General features: G+C 40.0%; 24 protein-coding genes and 3 tRNA genes. 12 read left to right on the plus strand and 15 right to left on the minus strand.

Annotation, left to right across the window (positions count from 1 at the left end):
- Positions 1-619: 619 nt before the first annotated feature.
- The 3 genes from HQQ94_RS23090 (at position 620) to HQQ94_RS12525 (ending at position 1,775) form a co-directional block, all read left to right on the plus strand.
- Positions 620-793, plus strand: a complete 174-nt coding sequence (locus HQQ94_RS23090) for a YaaC family protein (RefSeq protein WP_173294739.1) — start codon at positions 620-622, stop codon at positions 791-793.
- Between the two features lie 164 nt (positions 794-957).
- The gene (locus HQQ94_RS22990) at positions 958-1,275 is read left to right on the plus strand and encodes an alpha/beta fold hydrolase (protein WP_217274034.1); all 318 of its coding nucleotides are present in this window, start codon (positions 958-960) and stop codon (positions 1,273-1,275) included.
- Entirely contained in the window at positions 1,242-1,775 is a 534-nt protein-coding gene (locus tag HQQ94_RS12525) for a hypothetical protein (RefSeq protein WP_217274035.1), read from the plus strand. The genes HQQ94_RS22990 and HQQ94_RS12525 overlap by 34 nt, the downstream gene beginning before the upstream one ends.
- A gap of 183 nt (positions 1,776-1,958) precedes the next feature.
- On the opposite strand, the gene HQQ94_RS12530 is transcribed toward HQQ94_RS12525, so the two are convergent.
- From HQQ94_RS12530 to HQQ94_RS12545, 4 genes are all read right to left on the minus strand, one after another.
- Complete coding sequence (locus tag HQQ94_RS12530; protein WP_173294740.1) at positions 1,959-5,192, minus strand: efflux RND transporter permease subunit; 3,234 nt, start codon at positions 5,190-5,192, stop codon at positions 1,959-1,961.
- 3 nt (positions 5,193-5,195) lie between these two features.
- A complete protein-coding gene (locus tag HQQ94_RS12535) occupies positions 5,196-6,386 on the minus strand; it encodes an efflux RND transporter periplasmic adaptor subunit (RefSeq protein WP_173294741.1) in 1,191 nt (396 codons plus the stop codon).
- 395 nt (positions 6,387-6,781) lie between these two features.
- Positions 6,782-7,792 (minus strand): type I glyceraldehyde-3-phosphate dehydrogenase, encoded by a 1,011-nt coding sequence (gene gap, locus HQQ94_RS12540; protein ID WP_173294742.1) that lies wholly within the window; start codon positions 7,790-7,792, stop codon positions 6,782-6,784.
- Positions 7,793-8,231: 439 nt separating this feature from the next.
- Positions 8,232-9,068: a DUF2989 domain-containing protein gene (locus tag HQQ94_RS12545; protein WP_173294743.1), complete on the minus strand. Its 837-nt coding sequence runs from the start codon at positions 9,066-9,068 to the stop codon at positions 8,232-8,234.
- Between the two features lie 204 nt (positions 9,069-9,272).
- Between HQQ94_RS12545 and HQQ94_RS12550 the strand changes: the two genes are divergently transcribed.
- From HQQ94_RS12550 to HQQ94_RS12570, 5 genes are all read left to right on the plus strand, one after another.
- Positions 9,273-10,709 (plus strand): glyceraldehyde-3-phosphate dehydrogenase, encoded by a 1,437-nt coding sequence (locus tag HQQ94_RS12550; RefSeq protein ID WP_173294744.1) that lies wholly within the window; start codon positions 9,273-9,275, stop codon positions 10,707-10,709.
- A gap of 344 nt (positions 10,710-11,053) precedes the next feature.
- Positions 11,054-11,129: transfer RNA gene (locus HQQ94_RS12555), tRNA-Gly, on the plus strand.
- Between the two features lie 16 nt (positions 11,130-11,145).
- Positions 11,146-11,219, plus strand: a tRNA-Cys gene (locus HQQ94_RS12560).
- 83 nt (positions 11,220-11,302) lie between these two features.
- A tRNA-Leu gene (locus tag HQQ94_RS12565) sits at positions 11,303-11,388 on the plus strand.
- A 230-nt stretch (positions 11,389-11,618) separates the two neighbouring features.
- On the plus strand, positions 11,619-12,812 hold the full coding sequence (locus HQQ94_RS12570; protein ID WP_173294745.1) for an amino acid aminotransferase: 1,194 nt from the start codon (positions 11,619-11,621) through the stop codon (positions 12,810-12,812).
- A 79-nt stretch (positions 12,813-12,891) separates the two neighbouring features.
- On the opposite strand, the gene yvcK is transcribed toward HQQ94_RS12570, so the two are convergent.
- A complete protein-coding gene (yvcK, locus tag HQQ94_RS12575; protein ID WP_173294746.1) occupies positions 12,892-13,785 on the minus strand; it encodes a uridine diphosphate-N-acetylglucosamine-binding protein YvcK in 894 nt (297 codons plus the stop codon).
- 132 nt (positions 13,786-13,917) lie between these two features.
- On the opposite strand from yvcK, the gene HQQ94_RS12580 reads away from it, so the two are divergent.
- The gene (locus tag HQQ94_RS12580; RefSeq protein WP_173294747.1) at positions 13,918-14,745 is read left to right on the plus strand and encodes a glucosaminidase domain-containing protein; all 828 of its coding nucleotides are present in this window, start codon (positions 13,918-13,920) and stop codon (positions 14,743-14,745) included.
- On the plus strand, positions 14,723-15,352 hold the full coding sequence (locus tag HQQ94_RS12585) for a DUF2987 domain-containing protein (protein WP_173294748.1): 630 nt from the start codon (positions 14,723-14,725) through the stop codon (positions 15,350-15,352). The genes HQQ94_RS12580 and HQQ94_RS12585 overlap by 23 nt, the downstream gene beginning before the upstream one ends.
- A 46-nt stretch (positions 15,353-15,398) precedes the next feature.
- Here the strand turns inward: HQQ94_RS12585 and ttcA are convergent, their stop codons facing one another.
- The 3 genes from ttcA to HQQ94_RS12600 form a co-directional block, all read right to left on the minus strand.
- Positions 15,399-16,358 (minus strand): tRNA 2-thiocytidine(32) synthetase TtcA, encoded by a 960-nt coding sequence (gene ttcA, locus HQQ94_RS12590; RefSeq protein WP_173294749.1) that lies wholly within the window; start codon positions 16,356-16,358, stop codon positions 15,399-15,401.
- 80 nt (positions 16,359-16,438) lie between these two features.
- Entirely contained in the window at positions 16,439-17,371 is a 933-nt protein-coding gene (uspE, locus tag HQQ94_RS12595) for a universal stress protein UspE (protein ID WP_173294750.1), read from the minus strand.
- Between the two features lie 143 nt (positions 17,372-17,514).
- The gene (locus tag HQQ94_RS12600; RefSeq protein WP_173294751.1) at positions 17,515-18,432 is read right to left on the minus strand and encodes a DNA replication terminus site-binding protein; all 918 of its coding nucleotides are present in this window, start codon (positions 18,430-18,432) and stop codon (positions 17,515-17,517) included.
- A gap of 392 nt (positions 18,433-18,824) precedes the next feature.
- On the opposite strand from HQQ94_RS12600, the gene HQQ94_RS12605 reads away from it, so the two are divergent.
- On the plus strand, positions 18,825-19,373 hold the full coding sequence (locus tag HQQ94_RS12605) for a hypothetical protein (protein ID WP_173294752.1): 549 nt from the start codon (positions 18,825-18,827) through the stop codon (positions 19,371-19,373).
- On the plus strand, positions 19,363-20,481 hold the full coding sequence (locus tag HQQ94_RS22585; protein ID WP_173294753.1) for a tyrosine-type recombinase/integrase: 1,119 nt from the start codon (positions 19,363-19,365) through the stop codon (positions 20,479-20,481). The genes HQQ94_RS12605 and HQQ94_RS22585 overlap by 11 nt, the downstream gene beginning before the upstream one ends.
- A gap of 51 nt (positions 20,482-20,532) precedes the next feature.
- Here HQQ94_RS22585 and HQQ94_RS12615 read toward each other — a convergent pair whose 3' ends face one another.
- The 7 genes from HQQ94_RS12615 to HQQ94_RS12645 form a co-directional block, all read right to left on the minus strand.
- The gene (locus HQQ94_RS12615; protein ID WP_173294754.1) at positions 20,533-21,282 is read right to left on the minus strand and encodes an FNR family transcription factor; all 750 of its coding nucleotides are present in this window, start codon (positions 21,280-21,282) and stop codon (positions 20,533-20,535) included.
- Between the two features lie 51 nt (positions 21,283-21,333).
- On the minus strand, positions 21,334-22,026 hold the full coding sequence (locus HQQ94_RS12620) for a sulfite exporter TauE/SafE family protein (protein ID WP_173294755.1): 693 nt from the start codon (positions 22,024-22,026) through the stop codon (positions 21,334-21,336).
- Complete coding sequence (gene ccoS / locus HQQ94_RS12625) at positions 22,019-22,210, minus strand: cbb3-type cytochrome oxidase assembly protein CcoS (protein WP_173294756.1); 192 nt, start codon at positions 22,208-22,210, stop codon at positions 22,019-22,021. Before ccoS ends, HQQ94_RS12620 begins: the two co-directional genes overlap by 8 nt.
- Positions 22,207-24,585: a heavy metal translocating P-type ATPase metal-binding domain-containing protein gene (locus HQQ94_RS12630; protein ID WP_173294757.1), complete on the minus strand. Its 2,379-nt coding sequence runs from the start codon at positions 24,583-24,585 to the stop codon at positions 22,207-22,209. Before HQQ94_RS12630 ends, ccoS begins: the two co-directional genes overlap by 4 nt.
- A gap of 71 nt (positions 24,586-24,656) precedes the next feature.
- Positions 24,657-25,136 (minus strand): FixH family protein, encoded by a 480-nt coding sequence (locus tag HQQ94_RS12635; RefSeq protein WP_173294758.1) that lies wholly within the window; start codon positions 25,134-25,136, stop codon positions 24,657-24,659.
- A 110-nt stretch (positions 25,137-25,246) separates the two neighbouring features.
- Entirely contained in the window at positions 25,247-26,215 is a 969-nt protein-coding gene (ccoP, locus tag HQQ94_RS12640; RefSeq protein WP_173294759.1) for a cytochrome-c oxidase, cbb3-type subunit III, read from the minus strand.
- The gene (locus HQQ94_RS12645; RefSeq protein WP_173294760.1) at positions 26,215-26,382 is read right to left on the minus strand and encodes a cbb3-type cytochrome c oxidase subunit 3; all 168 of its coding nucleotides are present in this window, start codon (positions 26,380-26,382) and stop codon (positions 26,215-26,217) included. The genes ccoP and HQQ94_RS12645 overlap by 1 nt, the downstream gene beginning before the upstream one ends.

Below are 26,382 nucleotides of genomic sequence, written 5' to 3' on the forward strand. Positions count from 1 at the left end.
GCAAGGATAGCGAAGTCGTCAAATGCACCAGATCTGAAAACCGGCATAGGTTTATCGCCCATCTAGGGTTTAAATCCCTATCTCTTCGCCATATTACAACACTAAGTCTCTATTTTTGATAGCGATTTTTTTTGTATCAGTTTACCAGTTGGATCTTATTGATGGCTAGATATCACTGAACCCTTGGCCATATTATAAAGCAAGAGCAATAGGTGCACCTGAGATAGCTAAATTGGTTAGCCTTCGAATGAAGCTTGATTTCATTTTTACTCTTCTGGGGTAGATTTATTGGGTATTGGATGGTTTTTTAAGATCATACCTTCACTTTTATTTATCGCTTCCAGCGGGGTATGTGCAGATACTTCTGTGGCTCGCTGCAAGTACGTCCTTGTGCTCGACGACAGCATCTGATGTGAATGGATTCACAAATGCCGTGATAACAGGGATGTTATAGAACGGCCTTGCCATCAACGGCCACTGCCGCATACACCCGTTATTTCAAGCAAACGATCTCTTCGATTTGGCTTTATCTGTGATTTATCTAGCAGAACGCTTAAGACTCCCCATCAGTATTACAGACATATTCTAACCACGAGAATATGTTAAAGGTATTGCTGCCATGCATAAACTATCAGAAATATCTCGATATACACCGGACAAGCTTTCTAAGCATTTCGATTGTCAACACAACTGGCTCCTATCTGAATTTGTCAGTTCGGCAACAGCACAATTCATTGATGAAATATCATCGGAACTAACTGGGCACGAGTTTATGCTTCCGAGTAGAAATTAAGGTGTTAACAAGGCCACCAGAAAAGAAATTATCAAGACTATCCAAGATAGTGGATTGTTTTTGTTCTGCTCAACATTTTAGGAAACATATTAATTATCCCTTTCGTTTCGTGCTAATTTAGTTATGATAACGTTTAATTAAGCTGTAAGAAGTGAGAGGGTAATGTGCTTGTTGAAAAGTGGCTAGACATCGATGCTGATAAGCTTTATTGCTTGTCTACTGATATTGATGAGTCTCAAGAAACGTTAGTGCTAATTCATGGGCTGGGCGAATCGCATCTCTGTTTTGCGGACGCATTGGATTGGCTGCCGAATTACAACCTGATAATGTTTGATTTATGTGGTTATGGTTATTCTCCTGCTTCAGTGATATCCCACTCAACAGAAACTCAAGCAAAACGTATATTAACAGCTCTTGAGCAATTAAACATACACAAATGCTTTCTCTTATGGCACTCTTGGGGGGCGATACATCGACCTTAGTTTGTCAATACGATACGAAAGGTATAGTGCGTGGTTTGCTTAATGCTGAAGGTGGATTGCATGAAGAAAATATCATTTTATCTCAGATTATTGCCGAAAAATATTCAGAATTAAGTTGTGACGAGTTTTCAGAATGGATCAAAGGTGACGGTTTTTCAACTCGTTTTGCTATGTCTTGGAGCCACGGAGCCGGTATCAAATACCTGTCGTCAGTTAGACGGTGTGAGCCCACAGTTCTTGGTCAGACTGCTAGTGAAATCTATGCCCAACATGCGACTCAAGATATGCGCGGTGTTATCGGTTGGGGGAAAATATATGAAAACTTGTCTATCCCTAAAGTTTACTTCTGGGGGACGCAAAGTCTAAGAGGGTGTGATCGTGCGATGGCATTTATTGCTACGTTAAATAATGTTTCGTTTGAGGGGGCAAACCACTGGGTACAACATAACCCTGCTACGTTTTACTCAGAAGTTGATAAATTTATTACTAACATTTATTAATGGGACTGGTTGAGACTCACCATTGAAATTGATTCGCTCAAGCATACCATACAATGAAGGATAATCTGCTTCAACAGCGGCGTTAGGTCGCTTTCCCATTGTTCGTTTCAGCTTAAGACCCCCTTGCAATAATGCAAGGGGGTCTTATTGATTTTACTTAATGTCTTAATTGAACTTCATTATTTACGCAATTAATTCAACTTCTTTGCCATTAGTGTCCTTATTTAATTGCGCTGGAACACGAGGTTTACTGCCGATGAGCTTCTTTATATCTTCAATTGCTAAGTATAAACAAGGCATCAGTATTAAGGTGACCACGGTTGCAAACAGCACACCGAAGGCGAGGGAGGTCGCCATAGGGATCACCATTTTGGCTTGCATACTGGTCTCTGTCATGATTGGCATTAAGCCGATGAAAGTGGTGAGTGATGTCAACATAATGGCTCTAAAGCGTCGACACCCCGCTTCAATCACTGCTGTTTTCATTACGATCCCCGCTTCCCTTGATTTGTTAATATGATCCACCATCACCAGAGAGTCATTGATGACGACTCCGGCTGCTGCGATGATGCCAAAGAGTGACAATGCGCTGAGATCTATTCCCATGATCATATGACCCATAACAGAGCCTATAATACCAAATGGGATCACTGCCATGATCATCATAGGTTGAGAGTAAGATTTAAGCGGTATGGCCAACAAACTGTATATGATCAATAAGGAGATAATAAAGTCTCTTAATTGTGTCTTCGTGCTGTCAATTTGTTCTTGGATATTACCCGACACTTCACTTTTTACTTTAGGATAGAGTGTTAATAATTGCGGTATAAAGTCATCGCGAATATCTTGAGCGAGTTTGAATGGCTCCGCTTGGGCGGCATCGACAGAGGCCCAGACATTGATGGTGCGATTGCCATTTTCACGGCGAATATAACTGACTCCTTGTGTGACAGTGACATTGACGACGTCAGACAGAGGAACTTCAACGCCTTGGGGCGTGACTATCAATACATCAGAGACCTGAGCGATGGAGTTTCGTTGTGATTCTGGGTATCTGAGCATGACTTTTATTTCAGTCCCGTTACGCAAAATTCTTTGTGCTTCAAGACCATAGAAGCTATTACTGACCTGAGAGGCAATATCAGCTAATGTAAGTCCTAAACCATAGGCTTGCGGTTTGAGTTGAAATTGTAATTCCTTCACACTAGATTGGCGGCTGTCGTTGATATCACTAACGCCTTTGAAGGTATTTAGCTTGTTTTTTAACGCGAGGGACGCAGCAAGTAATTGCGCTTCGTTCTTGCTTTCCAAGCGGAAGCTAATATCGCCATCATCACGCCCCCCGTCGAAGAGATTATCTTGAATTTCAAATGATTTTATTCCTGGGATCTGTGGTATAGCCTGACGCCAAAGTTCAGCTAATTGAAAAGTGTTCAGAGGTCTTATCTCTGGATCCACCAGTTTAGTCATGACTTTCGCTGAGGTGCGGCCTCCAAGTTCGACTTGCATGTCAGAGACCATGGCCTGATCATATTGCTCTTCAAGTTGTTTATCGACATCATAAATCGCTCTTTTGATCGCTAATGCCGCCGTTAACGTGGCTTTTTCTGAGGCGTCGACATTCATCTCTATTTCGATTTGTGGGAAGTCATGGGGGATCTTGGGTTGACCGATAAAGCGAACGAGACCACCTGCATAAAGGCCTGCACAGATAAGCATAAAACTGATAAAGACCATGATGGTGGTATAATGATATTTAACTGCTTTTTTGAGGGCAGGGCGATAGACAGAGTTAATAAACAGGTGCAGAGTACGATCGACTCTATCTTGGATAGCATTGATAATATTTCTGAGCCAATCTAATGGGTTCTTTGAGCCTGGTTTGACGATGGTTTTTTGTTTCATTCTTGCTAAGTGGGCAGGCAAAATCAGCTTTGACTCTACCAATGAAAAAATAAGGCATAAAATAACGACAGTGCCTATTGCTTTACCAAAAGCTGAGGTGGGTCCATCACTAAGGGTTAAAGGTGTAAAAGCGGCGATAGTGGTTAATACACCAAACGTGGCTGGTATAGCAACTTTCTTTACCCCGCGTATGACATTGTCTAAACTCTGACCATTTTTGTCACATTCATCATAGGCACTCTCTCCCATGACAATGGCGTCATCGACCACAATACCAAGGACCAATATAAAGGCAAACAGACTGATCACATTGACGGTGACATCTAACATGGGCATCGGCATCAATAGCAAGGCACCGAGGAAGCAAACTGGTAATCCCATCATGACCCAAAATGCTAATCGCACACGTAGGAAAAGTGCCAACATGATAAAGACTAAAATAGCCCCACTTTTCATGCTATCTAGCATGAGATCTAACCGACCTTCGAGGTAATAGGACATATCTACCCAGGTTTCAAGTTTCAACCCTTCAGGTAAGATGTTCTGTTTTTTGGCAACGTACTTTTTCACGATATCAGCGACATCAGTCATGCTTTGATCGTTTGCAGCCCCGACAAAAAAAGTCACTGAGTTTTTGCCATTGAACTTAGAGTATTGAATGCCTTCCTCGAATCCATCAATGACAGTCGCAATATCTCCCAATAAGACATTGGTACCATCTTTTAAGGTAATTAACGGTAAATTTTCAAATTCATATCCGACATACGCTTGATTTTGGACTCGCAAATTGATGTAACCCGTTTCTGCACGTATTTGTCCTGCAGACATGTTGCGTGAAAAGCCTTGTACCGCTTTAGCGACGTCGTTAAAATTCAGGCCAAATTCACGTAATTTATCTTTACTCACTTCAATGGCAATTTCATAATCCAGACCGCCATAGAAGTCTGTAATATTCACTGAAGGTAATTGCATCAACTCATCGTGAATATTTTCGCCTAATTCTTTGAGCTGTCGGTGCGTTATATCACCATATAAGCTTATGTATAGCACTTCTTGTCGCAACTTAATACGCTCAACCTTAGGCAGCTCCATACCGTCTGGAAAGCTAGAAATGGAATCGATTTCAGATTTTATTTCATCCAGTACAACTTGTGGATCGTAGGAGTCTTCTATTCGAAAATACCCTGATGCTTGGCCTCGATTTGAATAAGTTATCACACGTTTAAGGCCTTGAACGCTTTCTAATGCTTCTTCAATTTTAATGGTGATCCCTTCTTCAACTTCTTGAGGAGCTGCACCAGGGTAGGAAGCATTAAATTCAATCCAGTTAATATCCACTTGTGGGAAAAACTGCTTTCGGATGGTATTTGCGGTTAGTAAGCCCCCTACAATGATAATGATCATTAATAAATTAGCGGCAACGCTATTACGAGCAAACCAAGCGATGATGCCGCTATTGACGTCGTCATGGGATAATGTTGATGATGAGTGGGGATTGATAGACTCAGACATGGCTTATTCCTTCTCTTCCATTGCAAGTTGAGTCTCTTTTTCTTCTGAGCCATCTTGCTGCAATATTGTCTCATTAGGAAGCGCCAGCTGCATGCCTTCGATAGGGTAATCTAATGCAGATGTGATGATATTCATTCCCTGCTCTAATCCCGCTGAAATGACAACATTTGCACCAGATTGACGGATCACTGTGACTGGTTTATACCTGAGTTTATTCTCTTTATCTAATACTGCAATTTTCCCATCTACGATGAGATGCCTTGGCAACACGGTGACTTCCCCGGCGTTATTACCGGTGATTTTGGCTGTCACGTAGGTACCATACCTTAACTCATTATTATTATCTTTAAGGCCATATGGGTCTGCGACTTCAGCCACTAGATAAGTCATACGACTGGTACTGTCAATGACTCCCTCGCTGCGAACAATACGGCCTGGCCACTGTTGATTTTTACCCCCCACAGTGGCACTCATTTCGACCATTGCCCCTTTTCCTTTATGGGTGAGGTATCGAAGTTCTTTATCGGCTAAGGGGAGCCGTATCTCTGCTTGTGCTGTGCTTAACACTTTGCCTACAGCACTGCCTTGACTGACATAAGAGCCTAACCCAACGTCTCTACTGCCAATCAATGCGTCGTAAGGCGCCCTAATGATGGTTCGCTCAACGTTGCGTAGCGCTCGTTTTAACCCCGCTTCAGATGAATTGAGTTTTGCGATTTCATGGGCAAGTTGTGGTTTACGTAAACTCAGTTCGGTGGGTAAGCCATCTTTAATGTTTTTCCATTCTTCCTCAGCGACTTTTCCTTGAGCGCGTTCTTGAACTAACGCCGCCTTGGCTGAGGCTAAGTTTGCTTTTGCATCAATGAGATCAGCGTCATAGTCACTGGGGTCTATTCTAGCAATGATATCCCCTTTACTGACAAACCCGCCTGAGACAAAGTTGTTAGATAAAAATATGATCTCGCCATTGACTTGAGCGACGAGTTCAGTTTCATATTTAGGCTTGACTATTCCGTATGATCCGACCGAAAAAGTCATAGGTGCCATTTCAACTGGCTTGATAGCCACTAAAGGAGTGTTATCTATCTGGGGTTTTTCTTCTAATGGTTTTTTTAGTGCGGATATGGCTAAAAAACCACCAGCACCGATTAGTAATACAACTATAGGGAGTATTATTTGTTTTTTGGTCGCCACGTACACATCCTCTTACTTAAGTCTATGTTGTTTTTATTCAATAGCTTAAGTCTATTTATTTGTTTTTATTTAGTGAAAGTTCCTTTTATCATAGAGTATGTTAATTCAAACGCGCCAATGTTACACATCCATTATGTAAATATGTATGTCGTTTGCATGATAAGTAAGCATTAATATCGATGAGTGATAAAGATAAGTGAGGTGATTAATATCAGTGATAATAAATAACAGTTTATTCAGTGTGATTAGGCATGATTTAGGCTGAGGGCGGGGGATGATATCCAGTCATATCATGTTGAACTTTGCCACAAAAAAGAAGTGAAATTTGTGGGATTGTCAGTTAAGAGATAAAAATCAGTCACTAAAATAGTGACTGATTTTGTTGAGTTAGTTCATTACTTGGCAGTCATCAGTGCGATTGCATTATCTAGCATACGATTGCTGAAGCCCCACTCATTGTCATACCAAGACATTACTTTCACTAAACGACCTTTTACACGAGTCTGAGTGGCATCGAAGTTAGATGAAAAGGGATTATGATTGAAATCGATAGACACTAATGGTTCTTCATTAACAGCCAATACTTCACTCATTGGGGCGGATGCGGCGGCATTTTTGATAATGGCATTGATTTCTTCAACCGTTGTATCACGAGATGCGATAAAAGATAAATCCACCAATGAGACGTTGACCGTAGGTACACGTACGGCTAAACCGTCAAATTTACCTGCCAGTTCTGGTACCACAAGGCCTACTGCTGCTGCAGCGCCAGTTTGTGTGGGGATCATTGACATGGCGGCTGCTCGAGCTCGACGAAGATCCGTATGATAAACATCAGAAAGACGCTGATCATTGGTGTAGGCATGGATGGTCGTCATTAACCCTGATTCAATGCCAATCATATCGTTTAAAGGTTTAGCAATTGGGGCTAAGCAGTTGGTCGTACAAGAAGCATTAGAGACAACCGTCATATCTGCTGTGATGACGTGGTTGTTGACGCCATAAACGACAGTAGCATCAACATTTTTTCCGGGTGCTGATATCAACACTTTCTTAGCCCCTGCGTCTAAGTGAGGTTGAACAGCGTCTTTTGAGGTAAACATGCCTGTGCATTCAAAAACTACATCAACTTGTAACGCTTTCCAGGGTAGCTTTGAGGGATCTCGTTGAGAAAACGTCAGGATTTTATCTTGATTAACATAGATAGCTTCATCATCGTGTTCAACTTTTGCGTTGAAACGACCATGAACAGAGTCGTACTTGGTTAGATGAGCATTGATTGAGGCGTCACCAAGATCGTTGATAGCGACAATCTGGATCGGGTAATTTTTTTCACTTTCATACAGTGCTCGTAAAATATTTCGTCCAATACGGCCATAGCCGTTAATAGCAACTCGGATAGACATCTCATATCCCTCAGGTAAGTGTAAAAATAACTTCTAGTAGTAAAATTACCAAACTGACAACTACTGTCAAGCTATATCCGATATCTCGGTGTTTTTTTCGTGTTCATCATGATTATTACGCTTTTATGGTCATTTTTTTACATGAACTGTCTAGGGTCTGTTTATCTTTTATGGTTTTCATGCTGATATTTTATACAAGGTGAAACTTGTGTAGGTTAGTTATTCTACACCAACAAGTGACAAGGTACCGCGTTCATCCCGATGGCTTTATTGCAGTGTTGCGGGATTTTTACTGAACCGATTACGCTTCATCACCCGACGCCTTACATTAAATCCATTGATATTGAGCAAAATTCAAGCTCTAAAGATACACAGTCCCTAGTATGTTGTCACAACCCCGTTTTGGGCAGTTTTGTTCGTAGTCACAAAAGTGAGAGGCTTATTCTTTTTCTAAAATACGCTTAATTTCACTGGATGGGTAATGGCCCTCTCCAAGTGCATCAGCTAAGTTTTTCGCTTGTATGTCTAGAGAAGCTTGAAGTGTAGTATCCCCATCAATGATCATGAGCATTTTTTTTTCTGATACTTGATTGTCGGTCATGAGAATATTGGCCCTAGATAGAAGATACGTGAAGGCTGCATTATCTAATTTTTGATAAGTATTGGCTAAACCAAGTAACCATTCGGGTTTAAAGTTATCTTGAGAGCTTCGATTTAAGACATCTAAATAAGTGGCTTTTGCTTTGTTTAGATCGTATTTTTGAAAATGGGAAGCGATATTGGCGAGTATGTTAATATCATCGATCAAATTTAATTGCATTGCATGCAGTACTTTGTTTTTGGCAATTTGATCATTAAAACGCATCCAATGGTAAAAGGCGAGATGAACATTGTGGCTCTCCTTAGTCAAGACTTGGAGTTCTGCCAAACTTTGTGAGCTGAGCCCAAATGCTCTTACTCTATCATTGGTTCTTTTAGGCGCGAGAATGTGCTTTACGCCGGAGGCAAGCTCAATGCATTTATTGTATTTTTCTAAATGGATTAGTTGTGAATAGAGGGCTTTTCCTGACGTAGGTTGTTCATGTTTAGTTATTAATCTACTGCCAATTAAGTCAGATTTTTCTATCCGACACCAACTGTCTTGGTGTAAGTCGTCACAAATGTCAGGATTTTTTTTACAGATACTGCTGCTATTTACTGCGGTATCGCAGCCAAGTAGGACCGAAATAATAATAATGCTGTAAAATGATGTAAATATTACTACATTTAGACTCAAAATAAGCTCCAAAACAGATTTTATGCTAATAAAATTACATTTTAACCGTTAATATCTTGCTGGCTTGAAAGCCCACTTTTCATTACAATGGCGCCGACCATAATGGGGGATACCCGATTAATAATTAAAGTATTGGTCTTTTTTTTTTGTTACTCAATCATTTCTGCGAAATAAAAGTAGATATCGTGAGATAAAGGATCTGTAATGAGCGCTGATAAACACCTACAAAGCTGGCAAGAACGTTTCGAAATGGCGGAGGCTATGCAACCTCTTCTTGGTAAATTATATCGTAATCAAGGTGTTGAGGTCGTTTTATACGGTAAGCCTCTACTGAATGCCTCTACGATAGAAATCATCAAATCACACCGTTTAGTAAGTAAGCATGTCGGTTACAAACTTAGGCTGCGTGAAAGTTTTCCTTTTGTTGAAGCTTTAAGTAAGTTAGCAGTAAAACAGTGTAAAGTGGATATTGGTAAGCTTGCGATTAAGTATTGGCGTGAGAATGCTGATGTCAATGGCATTGAAGCATACATGAGTCAAGAGCTTGCTACTGCCATTGATCATAATGATCAAGAGAAGCCGAGAGACGTTGTACTTTATGGTTTTGGTCGAATAGGTCGCTTACTAGCTCGTTTATTGATAGAGAGAACCGGGGTCAGTAATAAATTACGTTTACGCGCAATCGTGTTACGTGGTGGGCGTAAAGGCGACCTTGAAAAACGAGCAAGTTTACTCAGAAGGGACTCTGTTCATGGTCCTTTTAATGGCTCTGTTGAAGTTGATGAGGAAAATAATGCCATTATCGCTAATGGTACGTATATTCAGGTGATTTATGCCAATTCACCAGACGAAATTGATTATACAAGCCATGGTATCAATGATGCCCTCGTTGTTGATAATACTGGGATCTGGAAAGATGAAGATGGATTAGGTTTACACCTTAAGTCTACAGGCGCGACTAAGGTGCTACTTACTGCCCCTGCTAAAGGCAGTATTAAAAACATTGTTTATGGCGTTAATGAGTCAGATATTTTACCTGAAGATACTATTGTTTCTGCTGCGAGCTGTACGACTAATGCCATCACACCGGTATTAAAAGCAGTTAACGATAAATACGGCATTGAAAATGGGCACGTAGAGACGATTCATTCTTATACCAATGATCAAAATCTTATCGATAACTATCACAGTGCGGATCGCAGAGGACGCAGTGCACCATTGAACATGGTGATCACCGAAACCGGTGCTGCTAAAGCGGTATCTAAAGCCCTACCGGTGCTTGAAGGTAAGTTAACGGGCAATGCCATTAGAGTACCGACACCGAATGTGTCAATGGCGATCATTAGTTTGAATTTACATCATGAAACCAATAAAGAAGAGATGAACGATTACCTACGAAATATCGCACTCCATTCAGATCTGCAAAACCAAGTGGACTTTACTGAATCAACCGAAATTGTATCATCCGATCTTGTTGGTTCACGTTATGCTGGTGTGATTGATTCACAGGCGACAATTGCTAACGATAAGCGTGCTATTCTTTACGTCTGGTATGACAATGAGTTTGGCTATAGTTGCCAAGTGGTGGGAGTCATGCAAAAGATGCTCGGACTTAATTATCAATCTTTGCCTCTGGTTTAAGAGTATTACACGTTATGATGAAAGAAGCTCCAGCCCATAATAAAGGCTGGAGCTTTTTCATTTTTATGGATGAATTTGATTAAGATAATATTAAAACATGAGTAAATTGTTCAAAAAATAAGGCTTTGGTTTGTTTTAACATCAGTTAGATAAAAAATCGCTTTTAATCTCGTTTTCAGGATTGACTCTGCAGCTCAAATCGGTAGAATCCCATCCCGAAGTCAAGGCAAAGAGATTAAACAAACCTTGTCAGAACAGTAAGATTGATATCATTAACTCAGTTGATAAAGAATGAAGATGTGACCTTTATTGATATTTACAGATAATGATTGTCTAGAGATTATGCGACATTAGCTCAGTTGGTAGAGCGATACCTTGCCAAGGTATAGGTCATCGGTTCGAACCCGATATGTCGCTCCAAATTAAACAATGAGTTGGCGCGATGGCAGAATGGCTATGCTGCGGATTGCAAATCCGTCCATCTCGGTTCGACTCCGGGTCGCGCCTCCATATTTAGATATTGATGAGTTTTCTCTCGTTAGAGAAAACAGTATTAACTACCGATAATACGTATTGTCAATATCAACGAGTTTGCCCGAGTGGTGGAATCGGTAGACACAAGGGATTTAAAATCCCTCGCTGAATAAGCGTGCCGGTTCAAGTCCGGCCTCGGGTACCATCATTTAAGCCCTGACATACGTCAGGGCTTTTTTGTTATAATCTATCGATTTATGTCTTATGATCCCGCCTAAAAACTATTTTTTCTACTAGTATAAAATCTCACTACCTCTTAGCTCCTTACAGTGGTATAAAGAGTACAATACTTAAGAAATCTCAATAGACAGAATGTAATCTGTCTGGATCATTCTAGTATCAGCCCCTACATTCAAATACTTTAGGAAAGCAGTCATGATATTTACTCAGGTTGAACTTGCACCAGCCGATCCCATTTTAGGTTTAACGGATGAATTTAAAGCAGACACGAGATCTGAAAAGGTCAATCTAGGTGTTGGGATATATAAAAATGAGGCAGGATTAACCCCTATTTTAGAGTCTGTTAAATTAGCTGAGCAGCGATTACTTACCACTGAAAAAAGTAAAAATTATTTGGGAATTGATGGCGTTCAAGCCTATAATCAGGCAGTTCAAGCGTTGCTTTTTGGTGCCGATCACCCCGTTGTTAAGCATAAAAGAGCGTTAACTGCACAAGCGCCTGGTGGCACAGGATCGCTACGTATAGCGGCAGAGTTTTTGGTCCGTAATACCCAATCGAAAACCATTTGGGTTAGCTCACCTACTTGGGCAAATCATAAAAATATCTTCCAATCGGCTTCGCTTGAAATTAAAGAGTATCGCTATTATAAAGCCGACACTCATGATAAAGATTTCGATGCTATGGTCGCTGATCTTACCACTGCTAAAGCGGGCGATCTGGTGCTACTTCACGGCTGTTGTCATAACCCTACTGGGATCGATTTAACCGAAGCACAATGGCATATCATTGCTGATCTTTGTTTGAAACAAGCATTAATTCCCTTATTTGATTTTGCCTATCAAGGTTTTGGTGCTGGTGTCGATGAAGATGCTAACGGATTGAGGATTGTGGCTAATACTGTTCCAGAGCTGTTAATTGCAAACTCCTTTTCTAAAAACTTTGGCTTATACAATGAACGTATAGGTGCGGTGACAATTGTGGCTGATACTCAGGCTTCTGCCATTAAAGCCTTTAGCCAAGTAAAAAGTACTATTCGAGGAAACTATTCAAATCCGCCGGCACATGGCGCGTTAATTGTTAGCACCATTTTAGCTGATGCAGAGTTAAAAACCATGTGGAAAGCTGAGCTGACGGAAATGCGTGAGCGTATCGCTAAAATGAGAACGCTTTTTGTGGCGACGTTAAAAGAGGAGGGAGTCACACAAGATTTTAGTTTTATCTCAAGACAAAATGGGATGTTTAGTTTCTCAGGTCTTTCTAAAGCGCAAGTCTCTCAGCTTAAAGATGAGCATGCCGTTTATATCGTAGGCTCAGGCCGGATAAGTGTTGCGGGTATGACGAAAGATAATATGCCTGTGATTTGTAAAGCAATCGCCAGCGTACTGTAATCAGCTTTTACGTCAAAGCGCTTATTCAGTTGATAAACCCAAAGCATATAGTGATTCTTTGGGTTTTTTAATGATCAATTTAAAAATCTGAAACAATACATGCCAGTGCTTTTGCAAGTGCTTTTCGATCATGTAGACCAATATGATGTTGACTGACTAAAGGACGATAGAGAATGTTACCGCATTGGTAACTCTCTTCAGAATGAGCCAGTATTTTGTCGATTAATTTGATGCCGAGGATCTGATGGCACCAGTCGACTTTTTGCGTTAACGAAAAATCTGCAGCAGAGGATGGCTCTCGGGTTAAATTATCAATTAACACCACTTCTGCACTAGAATTAGCCAAGGCATCTGCAAATTTTGGTAACAAAAGTGGTGGCATGACACTGGTTAAAAAGCTGCCTGGTCCTAGGATCACAAGATCGGCTTCACGTACGGCATCACAAGCTTCACAGGTGGCTGTGACCATTGGCTCTAATGACAGCGCAATGGGGTGTTCCGACATTTCATCTACATTCATCTCACCAAAGACTTTATTACCACAAGCTTCAATAGCCACGAGATGCGTAGGCTCTTCTGACATGGGGATAACGCGGGTTTCGATGTTAAGAAATTGGCGTATTATATTGACAGCTTCTAATGGTCTGACACACAGTTGATCTAATGCAAGTAGCATTAAGTTACCTAGATTGTGACCAGATAATTCATTTTCGCCTGTAAAGCGATATTCAAATAATAAAGAGCCAATTGAGGGATTGCTTGCCAATTGTGATAAGCAATTACGCAGATCACCCCATGCAATGCAGTCTTGCTGTTGTCTAAGTCTGCCTGTTGAGCCTCCATTATCCGTTGTCGCAACAATACCTGTTAATTTAGGTCCAAGGAAGGAAAGCGTTGACAGTACTCTTCCTAGTCCATGACCACCGCCAATGGCGACGACATTATCAAATTTGTTTAGTGCATTATCTTGCATCAGGGTTTTCCTTGCTAACACCCAGGGATCAATCATCACCGATTATAACCTAGAATAGTTATTCAAACAGATGTTTTGTCGAAAGTGAAATATGGCTTATAATCTGAACCAATAATTTGATTTGAGGTGCGAATGAAAACAGGAAGAGTGGGTCAATTAACCGTATCGGTAAGTGTTGTTATACTTGTCTTTATTATATTAACGCTTAATTTTGTTGTAAAAGAAGATAAAAAAGATCAACAATTAGGGCAACTCGTTGAAAATAAGCAGCCGCTTAGCTTAATCCCAGATTTTGCTTCTATTTCGCTTGTGAGTGATAAAAAGAAAGCATTCTTTGAGTATTTACGTCCGTGGATCCGGCTTCAAAATGGGATAATAAAAGAAGAACGCCAATTTTTACAAGACTCATTGCAGCACCTAAACAACGGCTTGGCGCTGACGGAGGCAGAGAATTATCATATCGAAGAAATCGCGACCAAATACAAATACACGCCTCGCATTATCAATATTGCCACGATTGAAACATTGTTGATAAGAACTGATATCATTCCAGAGTCAATGGTGCTTATTCAAGCAGCTAATGAAACGGGGTGGGGCAGTTCAAGGTTTGCTAAGGAAGGGTTTAACTTTTTTGGTCAATGGTGTTTTAAAAAAGGGTGTGGTTTAGTACCACAATCAAGAACCGCTGGCATGTCGCATGAGGTTGCCGTGTATGACTCAGTTGAAGATTCTGTTGCCTCATATATGAAAAATTTGAATTCTAATGCTGCCTATGCATTATTTCGTTCAATTCGTGCAGACATGCGCGCGGAAAATAAAGAACCCAGCGCTGATAAACTCGTATATGGGTTAGTCAATTATTCAGAACGACAAGAAGCGTACATTGATGAGCTTTTAGAAATGTTACGTCATAATCAGCAATACTTGGTAGGAAATAATGAAAAGAAACCTTCTGTTTAGTTGTTTAATCATCGTTTGTTCTTCAGTGCAAGCTATTCCGATATCATTAGAGTACCAAGGTTTTTACCAAAGATTAAAACAGGTCAATAAGGGACATTATTCACAGGTAGAGCTGGTTTTTTCGGTACCAAATAAAGAAAAGTGCCGAATACAAAGTGGTAATATTAGCACTGAAAAAGAATCATTTCCTTTAATCATTACTAAAGAACAACGACTATTTTTACCCTTTGATGAAAAATTAAAATCTGATAGAGCTTTGATTAATTTAGATATTCAAGGTGAAACGAAACATTGTAATATTGCGATGCAAGTCAGAGCAAAACAAACCAAAATGGAGTATACACACGGTGATATTGTTGAGATCCAAGCTGAAATGAATGCCATGCTGAGTGAAATGCAGGGGTTCCCTATGCGTTATTTCACAACCGATATTGCAGGTGTGAGTTTTTTATTCGAAGCTGACAGTGATGTTACGGTTAACATTGATGGTGTTGTACAGTCTGTTTCTGGTAAGTTGAGGCTTAGTCGAGCGCAAATTTTAACCTTAACCAACCTTAAACTATCGTTAAAACCTAAGGTTATAAGCCCTTGGACAAATGGTGACTAAATTGAATTAGAAACCAAAAAACTATTTTTTGGTTTCTAATTAGACATTAAGGTGTATAGGTATTCACCACTGCTATTTTATGCTCATCTTTTACTCTTTTAATGCTACTGGCCGCATCGAGATCAATATGGCCATTGTTTGACACATCGACAAAGTCGAAGGCTGGGAGCACCGATTCTGCCACTTCCCCTTTTAATGGCGCATTAGGATCACGAGTTAACGACCTAAAATCAAACTGTTCTCTGTCTACCCCTTGTGAAGGTGATGTATTTTGCATCGCCGTAAAAATAGACTCTATCCGTCCAGGGTGTTCAATATCCCATTGATTAAGCATGTCTTTAACTGAAGCTCGCTTTAAATTTTCTTGAGAACCACATAAATTACATGGAATAATAGGAAATGATTTTAATTCAGCATATTCGGCAATTTCTTTCTCACGAGAATAAGCCAAGGGACGGATCACTATATTTGCGCCATCATCTGAGAGTAGCTTAGGTGGCATGGCTTTTTGTTTACCCGCAAAAAACATATTCAAGAACAGGGTTTCAATAATGTCATCCCTATGATGCCCCAAAGCAATTTTTGTTGCCCCTATTTTTTGTGCAAAGCCATATAAGGTCCCACGACGTAATCGAGAGCATAGAGAACAGGTTTTTTGACCTTCGGGGATTTTATCTTTAACGATTGAATAAGTGTCTTTTTCTAAGATATGATAAGCGACACCCAAGTTATCGAGGTAAGCAGGAAGAATGTGTTCAGGAAAACCAGGCTGTTTTTGATCTAAATTAACGGCCACAATCTCAAATTTTATGGGGGCTCGTTGTTGTAAGTCCAGTAGTATATCCAGCATGACATAACTATCTTTTCCGCCAGAAAGGCAGCACATGATCCGATCACCTTCTTCAATCATATTATAATCAGAGATGGCCTTACCGACTTCGCTTTTAATCTTCTTTTGAAGTTTTTTTATGCGAGTGATTTGCTGAGTTGTTTGACCGGTCGACATAAAAACGCGCCTAATAACACTTGAATTATGGGCGCGTAGTATATCCTAAAACTACAGTGTTAAAAAGCTGAGTTATCAGCTTAACTTTGTTCTAAAGGAGATTTATACCCGTCAGGCTTAATGGCTAATAAATCACAGTTAATGCTATCGATCACATGTTCTGCTGTATTTCCTATCAATGCTGCAGAAAATCCAGTTCTGCCTACGGTGCCTAAAATGACCAATTCCGCATCTAATTGCATAGCAAGATCGGGGATCACATCTTCAGGTAAACCTTCTTTTATATGACAGCAATCTTGACTAATGCCCAATGTTAAGGCGAGATCGAATACCCTTTGCTCATGTTGGAGCCTAATTGTTTGACTATAAGCATGAGCATCAAAATCGGGCAATTCGATAGCAAGATTAATCGGCGTACCTGGGTAACCGTTGACAAGATGAACTTGAGCATCAAACTGTTTAGCAAGCGCTTTTGCACACTCAATAATTTTATGATTGAGTGTAAGATGATCTTTATCCTCTGATCCAACATTAATAGCACATAATATTTTACCTGCTACAGGCCAGTCATGTTCTTTAACTAACAACACTGGGGCAGGGGATTTACGCATCAAATGCCAATCTGTTGGGGTAAAAATAACCGACTTGAGTTTATCATGCTCATGGGTCCCTTTGATAATGAGATCAAAATTGCCAGAAATAGCATGCTGAATAATACTCTCAAAGGGGCGGTTGTGCCAAATGACTTCACTTTTAATGCTGATCTCTGGACAAGCATACTGCTCTAGCACCTCATCAAGCCAGGCTTGTCGTTGAGCAATGACGCCTTTTCTCATGGATTCACGCTCTTGGCCTGATAAAATCGAGGTCATTTCATAAGAAAAATCATAAATGGAAAGGAATACAGTTATGCTCGCTTGATTGTGGGTGGCGAGCTCAATTGCTCTTGCGAGTGCGGGTTGTGGATCACTGGTTGGATCAATGACAACTAACAGATTTTTATATTCTTTCATATTTTTGTCCCTTACTCATTTTATACCATTAATAATGGCGCATATCGCGTAAAATACATTGTTTTAGATCAAGTTAGCCCATATTGCTTAACTTGTTATACCATTGTTTTAAAATAAGTAAATTAATTATTGTCTCATTAATATTAATTGATCACATACCAATGTTTACGAGGTATGAGCACCGGATGTTTAATCGGTGTAGGCTCACGATATTGATAGTTCTTTAACGCATTAATAGTTACAGGTGTATTAAACAATATTATAGGCAATGTAGCATTAGTGCTTAACATTCGTTTGCTGCGTGTATCACCAGTATTCTTACACCATATATCGATTAAAGGTTGAACTCGTGCAAATCTTATTTCAGTTATTTTTGCACTTGAAGAAACTCGACTCATTAATTCTCTTTCTTTTTCGTAACGGGCTATGAGTTCTTCTTTATTTAAACCAAAGCATTCGAAGTTTTTTGCATTGATGCTGGATTTTAAAATATCAGCGGCAACATCATGTTTGACGTGATGTTGCATTTTTTTAGCGCGCCAATAAAAATTAACAGATGATATTTCATCGACGATTGTATCCATATATTTCATTTTTCTGACGGCACTAAGAAGTACTAGATTAGGGATAAGTTCATGTAAGTTTTCATGGATGAGTTGTCGTTTCGCAAAACCCACTTTAATCGAATCACTAAAAATGACTCGACGTTGGTTAACTTCATTGTTTAACTCGATGAATTCATCTTTCGATTTTTTAGGTAAAACAATTAATCCAGGAAAACGCTTTGCTAAATAGGTATTTTCATTGAATGCGTCAATTTTCAGTTGAGTTATTGCTTGCCGAGCATAACGCTTTGTCTGCTCGGTTATTTGCGTAAGCTCTTCCATGACTTTAATATTGCTAGGAGTGGTATTTTCTTCACCTATTTTATTGGCGGGCAACGTGTACATACAAATATTAATCATATTGTCACAGACAAAAGTGGCTAGCTCAGAAAGGGCCTCTGCCAGTTGCAAGTGGTTGGTTTTTATATACGAATTCAGGGTAGCTCTATTGGTCATATTAATTACGGCATACAGGCTAAAAATTAAGTATCTACTTGATAAATAAAGCTGTCAAACGTTAATTTTCAAAATTAACGATTAAATAACATTTAATGAGCATCCTAGCGATATCCTCGAAAATGAACTCATCTACAGCATCTATATTACCTTTATTGGATGTTTTTCAAGCTACCGCAAAGTAAATATAACCAACTTATCCTCTCACTAAACCCAAAGCATTTTTTTATGGTGACACAGTTTAAATAGACTATTGATAAACTGCTCTTTATGCAACATAATTAGAGTTATGTTGCATAAAGACATAATGCCCGATGAGGCTATTGTATTTTTTATGGTGTCACCATGATTGAGTGCTTGGCAAAATAATAGTATGAGATATAGGAATAGAATTGTTAATAACACAAGAAAGAGTAGAACAAGATGACAATTACACTCCGCCTAAATGGATTTATGATAACGGACGTACTGGGCGAGGTTATAACCTCAGAATGTTATCAATCACAGAGATAAAAATTTCTGCTGATTTATTAAAAACATGGTTATCAAACATTAACATTTCAGATAATCCGTCATGGTATAAACCTTTTGCAAGTTCTACAGAATATCAATCCCATCAATCCTATTTTTTACGTTTACTTAGAACGATTAAACAATGTGAAATTGAAGGTGAAGGTATATCAATACATGAAATGAACACCTTAAACCAAGAACTAAGCCGCATTTTTTCTGATGAGGGCTGGCGACACATGAAGCAAAAATTTAGTCAACAAGCAAAACGGAAGCGTAAAGCAAGACCAGAGATCTCGTCTTCACTACTTAGCAAGCTTCACCATGTTAAGACGACTCAAGGTTTTACTAGCCTTGATGAGGTCATTGATGAATTATTGTCTTTTTACCATGATAATCAAAATTCAAATGGTGCATGTTGTGAAAAATAATACTGAACTGACGCCATCTTATGGCGATTTACCGCAATCCATCGCACCAACATCAATTCAAGAATCACTGTTAGACACACGTAGTTTACTTGAAAAACGCCTCAAATCACAGTTGGCTTTATCCTCAGATCTGGTTGATCAAGATTTAGTACGATTACTCATTAAACATTTACTGGCAGACTTTGCGAAAAATGATAGCGGTTTATCAGATAACACCATTAAGACATTGTTTATCTATTGGCAAAGTTTTGAATTGTGGTGTCACAAACATCAATGTACTTCACTACCAGCATCGGCGACCACATTTGTCGACTACATGAATGATAGAAAGTCAGCGGTAAAAATGAATACCTTAAGCCAATATCGCTGGGCCGTAAGTAAAATTCACTTAGCTGCCGGATTACCTTCACCCTGTCATACTCAAAAATCAATTGATGTAGTGGGCGGGATCAGAAAACAAAAAATCAGATCAAGCGAACTTGTCACACAAGCAAGTCCATTTCGCAGTTCACACTGTGATGCGCTAATTGATTTGTGGATTGGATCTGGAACACCTTTGCAATATAGAAATTTAGCGATAATGGTAACGGCGTATGAAACGATGATGCGTGAAAGTGAGTTAGCACGAATTGAGTTAGCGCATATAAGTTATCAATCAGATGGTCGTGCGACTTTGCTTATTCCTTTCACAAAAACAAATATATCTGGTGATCCCGATACCGTCATGTTGAGTCGACAATGTGTTAAAATTATAAATAATTATTTGTCTCATACGGTGAATAAGTCTAATTTTCTATTTAAGAAAATGACACGAAATGGCAAGCCAGCACAACACAACGGTCCTATTTCTCGTTACACTGTCGACAGGGTTTTTAAACGTGCCTTTAATGATTTATGTACAAAAAATATAAATTTAACTCATGAAATAGCACCATGGTCTGGGCACAGTGCTCGAGTTGGAGCTTGTCAGGATCTATTAAGTGCTGGCTATTCTATTCTCGAAGTTCAGCAAGCGGGTCGCTGGGCATCAAGTGAAATGGTTTATCGTTATGGTAGAAATATATTAGCAAAAGAATCTGCAATGGCCAAAGCACGTTGGGGACGCTAACAATAAATACAGATGCAGCATCGATCCTTTTGCATCTGTATTAACGGTTTATTATCGAAGAGTCGTGCTACTTTGAGCAAGTTTATTAAGTTCACTAAAATTAATAATTGTGATGTATTTACCTTTCACTTCAATTAATTCCGCCTTTTTCAACCGGCTGATTAAGCGGCTAATCGTTTCAGCAGTTAATCCTAAGTAATTAGCAATATCTCCTCGAGTCATGGTCAATCTAAATTCTTTTGATGAAAAGCCACAGCTACCAAATCGTACGGCTAAATTACTAATAAATGCCGCTAATTTCTCTTCGGCATTTTTTTTACTTAAGAGTAAAATCATGTCTTGATCACTGCGGATCTCATTACTCATCAAACGCATTATTTGTTGTCTTAGTTTTGGTATTGTCCCACTGATGTCAGTAAGTGTTGAATATGGAATTTCACAGACCATTGATGTTTCAAGTGCTTGGGCAAAATTTGTATGCTGTTGAGAATAAATAGCATCGAAACCCACGACATCACCCGCAAGATGAAACCCCGTAATTTGTTCATCACCTTGTTCTGTAATAGTAAAGCTTTTAATCGTACCAGAGCGAATAGCAAAAAGAGAGCTTAGCTTATCCCCTGATTTAAAAATTTGCTCACCTTTTTGCAATGGCTTTTTTCTTTCAATGATATCGTCGAGGCGGTCGAGTTCAACACTATTAAGCGTAAAAGGCATACATAAAGCACCCATATTACAATTGTGACAATGAATGGCAGATCCAGAATGAATTGAACCACGACTGTTATTACTGTCTGTCATAAACTTTTTTACATTCCTCTATTACGATGATGATGAATTAAATCGGTAAGCTTAGCTTAGTTGTGCAATTGCGATATACAATGTTTGTAAACCAAATAAGACCAACATTGAACCACTGAACAATCTCACTACTTTATGCTGGACACATCGCGCTAATGTATTCGCTGCGACTCCAGCACTGAATAAGGCTGGCAAGGTGCCCATGCCAAATGCAGCCATAATTAATGCCCCTTGCTGTGCCGAATGGGCGGCAACCGCCCAAGTTAATGTACTGTAAACCAAACCGCAAGGAAGCCAACCCCATAACATACCACCAACAAATGCGTGATGTAAGCTTTTTATCGGGGTGATCCGTCGTGCCAAAGGGGATAATACCTGCCAGAGGATTTTGCCAAGCCGCTCTATCTGCACCACCCCAGACCAAATTTGTGCGATATACAAACCTGTGATGATCATCATCATACCAGCAAAAATCCTGAGGATGATCAGGTATAAATTCACATCAAATAATCGTCCTAATGCACTAGCAGAGCCGCCCACTAAGCCACCTGCAATTGCATAGCTTAATATTCGACCTAGGTTATAGGTCAATAAAAAGGTTAATTTAGCTGTTAATCGGTTTTGATGATCTTTTGATGGCAATTGCGATGAAAAAGCACCTATCAGACCACCGCACATACCAATGCAGTGGCCCGCACCCATTAACCCGACCAAAAAAGCCCCTGTTACTGAGTAATCAATCAAGAGGAGGCAACTTTTTATCAGTTGATTCTTTGGTTATGTTAACTTCATTTTCATCAAAAAAAATCGACATACTTTGCCTATCCAGATCATCAAACTGTTCTGATTTTACCGCCCAGAAAAACACCCCTATTGCGATGATAACGAACAGCATCGCAATAGGAATTAATACATAAATGATACTCATAAACGAACCCTTAACAGTCGTAAACTATTCGCGACAACAATGAGTGAACTGGCGGACATGCCTAAAGCAGCAATATAGGGTAATACATGGCCTGTTACTGCCAAGGGGATTATAAACAGGTTATATCCTAGTGCCCAATATAAATTCTGTTTTATTATTTTATCAGTCAATTTTGCCACGTATATTGCATCATTGAAACGTGATAATTGATCACCAAGTAAAATAAGATCGGCACTGTTTTTCGTAACCGCTGAGCCACTGCCCATGGCAACTGACAAGTTCGCACCTGCAAGTACGGGGGCATCGTTAATACCATCGCCAAACATGGCAATAGAGTATTGAGTTTGTAATGTGTGGATCAGTGTTAATTTGTCTTCTGGCTTAAGTCCTTTATACACATTCGAGACGGCTATTTTTTTGGCGATCTGATCAACATGTATCGAAGAATCACCGCTGGCAATGCTGATTTCATAGCCATTTTTCTTCAGCGTATTAATGGTGTCGACGGCATCTTCTCTTATCGCATCGACAAGCGTAAATTGAGCCAGTAGTTCACCTCCTTTGGCTAAATAGACAGCTTGAGTTTGGGTATTATCAACACCCATAAATTGAGCGCTGCCTATTTGATATTCAATTCCATTGATCATCCCTGTTAAGCCTTCACCCACCAGACTTTGCTGATTGTTAGCTTGATAGGCGCTATTTTTGTATGGCTCAAAGGCATGAGCAATAGGATGTAACGAAGCGCTTTCCAAAGCTGCAGCAATAGACAATGCCTCTTCACGATTAATATCACTAAAAAGAGTAATATGATCAATAGTGAGTGCGCCGCAGGTGAGGGTGCCTGTTTTATCAAATACGACATGATCTATCTTAATCAGTTTCTCAAATACACCTGGTTTTCGTACTATTACGCCCATACGAGTAAATATACCTGTTGCACAAGTCACCGCCGTGGGTGTTGCCAACGCAAGTGCACAAGGACAAGTGGCAACCAATATTGCTAACGTGACCCAAAAGGCATCTTCAGGCCAGTAGATACGCCAAACGATAAAAGTTAATATTGAGATAGCTAAAATAGCCCAAGTGAAATAGTTTGATATTACATCAACATACAGCGCTACTTTAGGTTTATTATTCGAGGCTGTTTCTTGTAAACGAATGATCCCAGAGACTAATTGGTCTTGCCCTATCGCTGAAATTTCAACCTTAATAGGGTGTTCAATATTAATGGTGCCAGCATAGACAGGTTGATTTAAGGACTTGATGACAGGGAGCTGTTCGCCTGTCAGCATAGCTTCATTAAGACTCGATTGGCCCTCAATGATCACACCGTCAGCCGCGACGATGTCACCCGGTTTAACTAAAATAATGTCCCCAAGATTAAGCTGCTTTGCTGGTACCTCTTTATTGCCAGTGCTGGTGATCAGCTGAGCAATAATAGGGACCAATTTGTGCAAATTACTGGCACTCACGGAGGCTTTTTGTCTCGCATTTTGTTCCAAATAACGGCCAAATAAAAGAAAGAAAGTAAACATGCTCACAGACTCAAAATACACTTCACCTGTGCCATTAATAGTGGCAATGCAGCTGGCAATATAAGCCCCTAATAGGGCAATTGACACAGAAACATCCATATTTAAGCGTCCACTGAATATTGAACGAATAGCACTAAAATAAAAGGGCTGGGCAGAATAAAAGACGACTGGAGCTGCAAATATCATGCTGACCCATCTAAAGTAATCTCGGTATTCGACATCAAGATCGCTAAAAAAATCGGCATAGAGGGCAAGGGCAAACATCATTACCTGCATGGTTGCAAAGCCAGCTAGCCCGAGTCTTAGCAAAAATTTACGGCTATTTTCTTTACTTTGTTTTTCTTGTTCGTCCACTTGGTAGGGGGCTGCTCGATAGCCTATTTCACTGATATGCTTAAGGATGTCACTCAGCTTGATTTTATTTGAAGTCCAACAAACCTGAGCGCGCTCTGTGGTCGTGTTGACTTGTATTGATGTGATACCTGCAACATGTTTCAGTTTATGCTCAATTAACCAGGCACATGCTGCGCATGTTATTCCATCGATTGATAGGGATACCGAGGAAATGTCATTGTGGTTATAAACAAAATCTTGTTGGATTTCAGGAAGGTCAAATGCTGAAAAAGAACTCAATTCATCGGGGATCAGTGCCGTTTTTTTACTGCCTGTTTCCGTTCGATATTGGTAGTAGTCGCTCAACCCTGCATCTATAATGGTTTGTGAGACAGCTTGACAACCAGGGCAACACATTCGCTCATGGTTATTATTGATACATGTGGTAAATTGAGAACCGGTTAACACGGGTTCCCCACAATGGAAACAATCACAGTACTTCATCGTTAATTGAGTTCTACCTGTATTATACCGCGTTCAAATTGAGTAGGTTAGCCCACTCTTACGTGTACCCTTTAATTTAACCAATATTCAGTATCATCGGTTATTTGCAAACGTTTTTGGATCCGCCAGCTTTGATCATAACCTTCGATCCTCACTTCCCATGCTCCAGTAATGGGCTTAGCCAGTGCAATACGGTAAGCACTATCACCATCAGCAGTAACAATTTGTTTAAAATCTCGGGCTTCTATTGTTGGGTGAAAAAATTCAACATGTAATGCCGCTAAATACGCATCGCCTCCGTGTTGAGTGATCGTTAATTGATTATCATTGACCTCTAGTTGAAACTGCATGCCAAGTTGCTGGGCATGCTTGATTTTCTTGAGGTCCATGTTGATGCGTTTACCATCTTTATAATAATCTTCAGACACAAGCGCATCTTGATTGACGATGGCGAGATAGAGTAGGTTAATACTTGCCGCAACCGCACACAAAGGCAAGATAATAAGGAACCAAGGCCAGAACTGCTTATACCAGGCTTGAGGGTGTTTCATGTTAAATACCTATGAGAAAATTGATGATCAGTTTAACGTTAAAAATGTGATTTATCACTTTAAAAAAAAGGCCTCGATATGATCGAGGCCTTCTTATCACTTATTCATAACTACTTGTGTGACAAGCTATAAACATAAGCTGTGATCACGTGAACTTTTTCTTCACCTAACACATCTTTCCAAGCTGGCATAACACCACTACGACCATTCTTGATGGTCTGCTCAATGGTGCCACGACTGCCGCCATACAACCAGATGTTATTGGTTAAGTTGGGGGCACCCATAAACTTATTGCCTGTTGCATCCATACCATGGCAAGCAAAACAGCCTTTCATAAATGACCCTTGACCTTGTGCAGCGAGGGCTTCGTCGTGTTCCCGACCTGCTAGCTTAGTCACATATTCAGCTAGACCTTTGATCTCACTGTCCTCGATTGGCAAACCACCTTTTGGTGGCATCATGCCATGACGTCCATTCATGATTGTTGTTTTAATCGTGGCAAGCTCACCACCATATAGCCAATCATCATCAGTGAGGTTAGGGAAGCCTTTGCTACCACGAGCATCACTGCCATGACATTGAGAACAATTTTGTAAGAACAAGCGTCCACCCACTTTAAGAGCTTCTTTGTTCTTCACTAATTCTTCAAGCGGGGTTTCAGCATAAGCTTTAAAGATCGGACCGAATTTTTCGTCGGCACGTTCTACTTCTTGATCATACTGAACCCAACGACCTTCTTTGGTTGCCAATTCAATCGCGGCAACAGAATCAGCCTTAATGCCTTTTTCAGTCCCTATTCCTTGGTTAGAACTAGTCCAGCCTAAAAGGCCTTTATAGTTACCTAAACCTGGATAAAGCGCTAAGTAAATCACGCCAAACACAATGGTTAAGTAGAACATATAACTCCACCATTTAGGCAGTGGGTTATTTAGTTCTTCAATACCGTCAAAGCTATGGCCCATTGATTCGCCTTCTTCAACACCAGTGGTGTTTTTTGAGACGAGTCGTAATAGGATAAAACACCCTGCGATTACCACAATAGTGAGTACGGTAATCCATATACTCCAGAAGCTTGTCATCACTTGTTTTCTCCTGAACCCTTGTTATCTTCATCATCTGAAAAAACAAGGTTAGCCGCTTCGTCAAATTGGTCCTTACGACGAGAGCTGTAAGCCCATGCAAATATACCGATAAAGGTTAACATCACGACAAGAGTAATAATGCCTTGTATTGTTCCGTAATCCAT

Origin of the sequence: Shewanella sp. VB17 (assembly GCF_013248905.1) — a bacterium.
GTDB lineage: Bacteria > Pseudomonadota > Gammaproteobacteria > Enterobacterales > Shewanellaceae > Shewanella.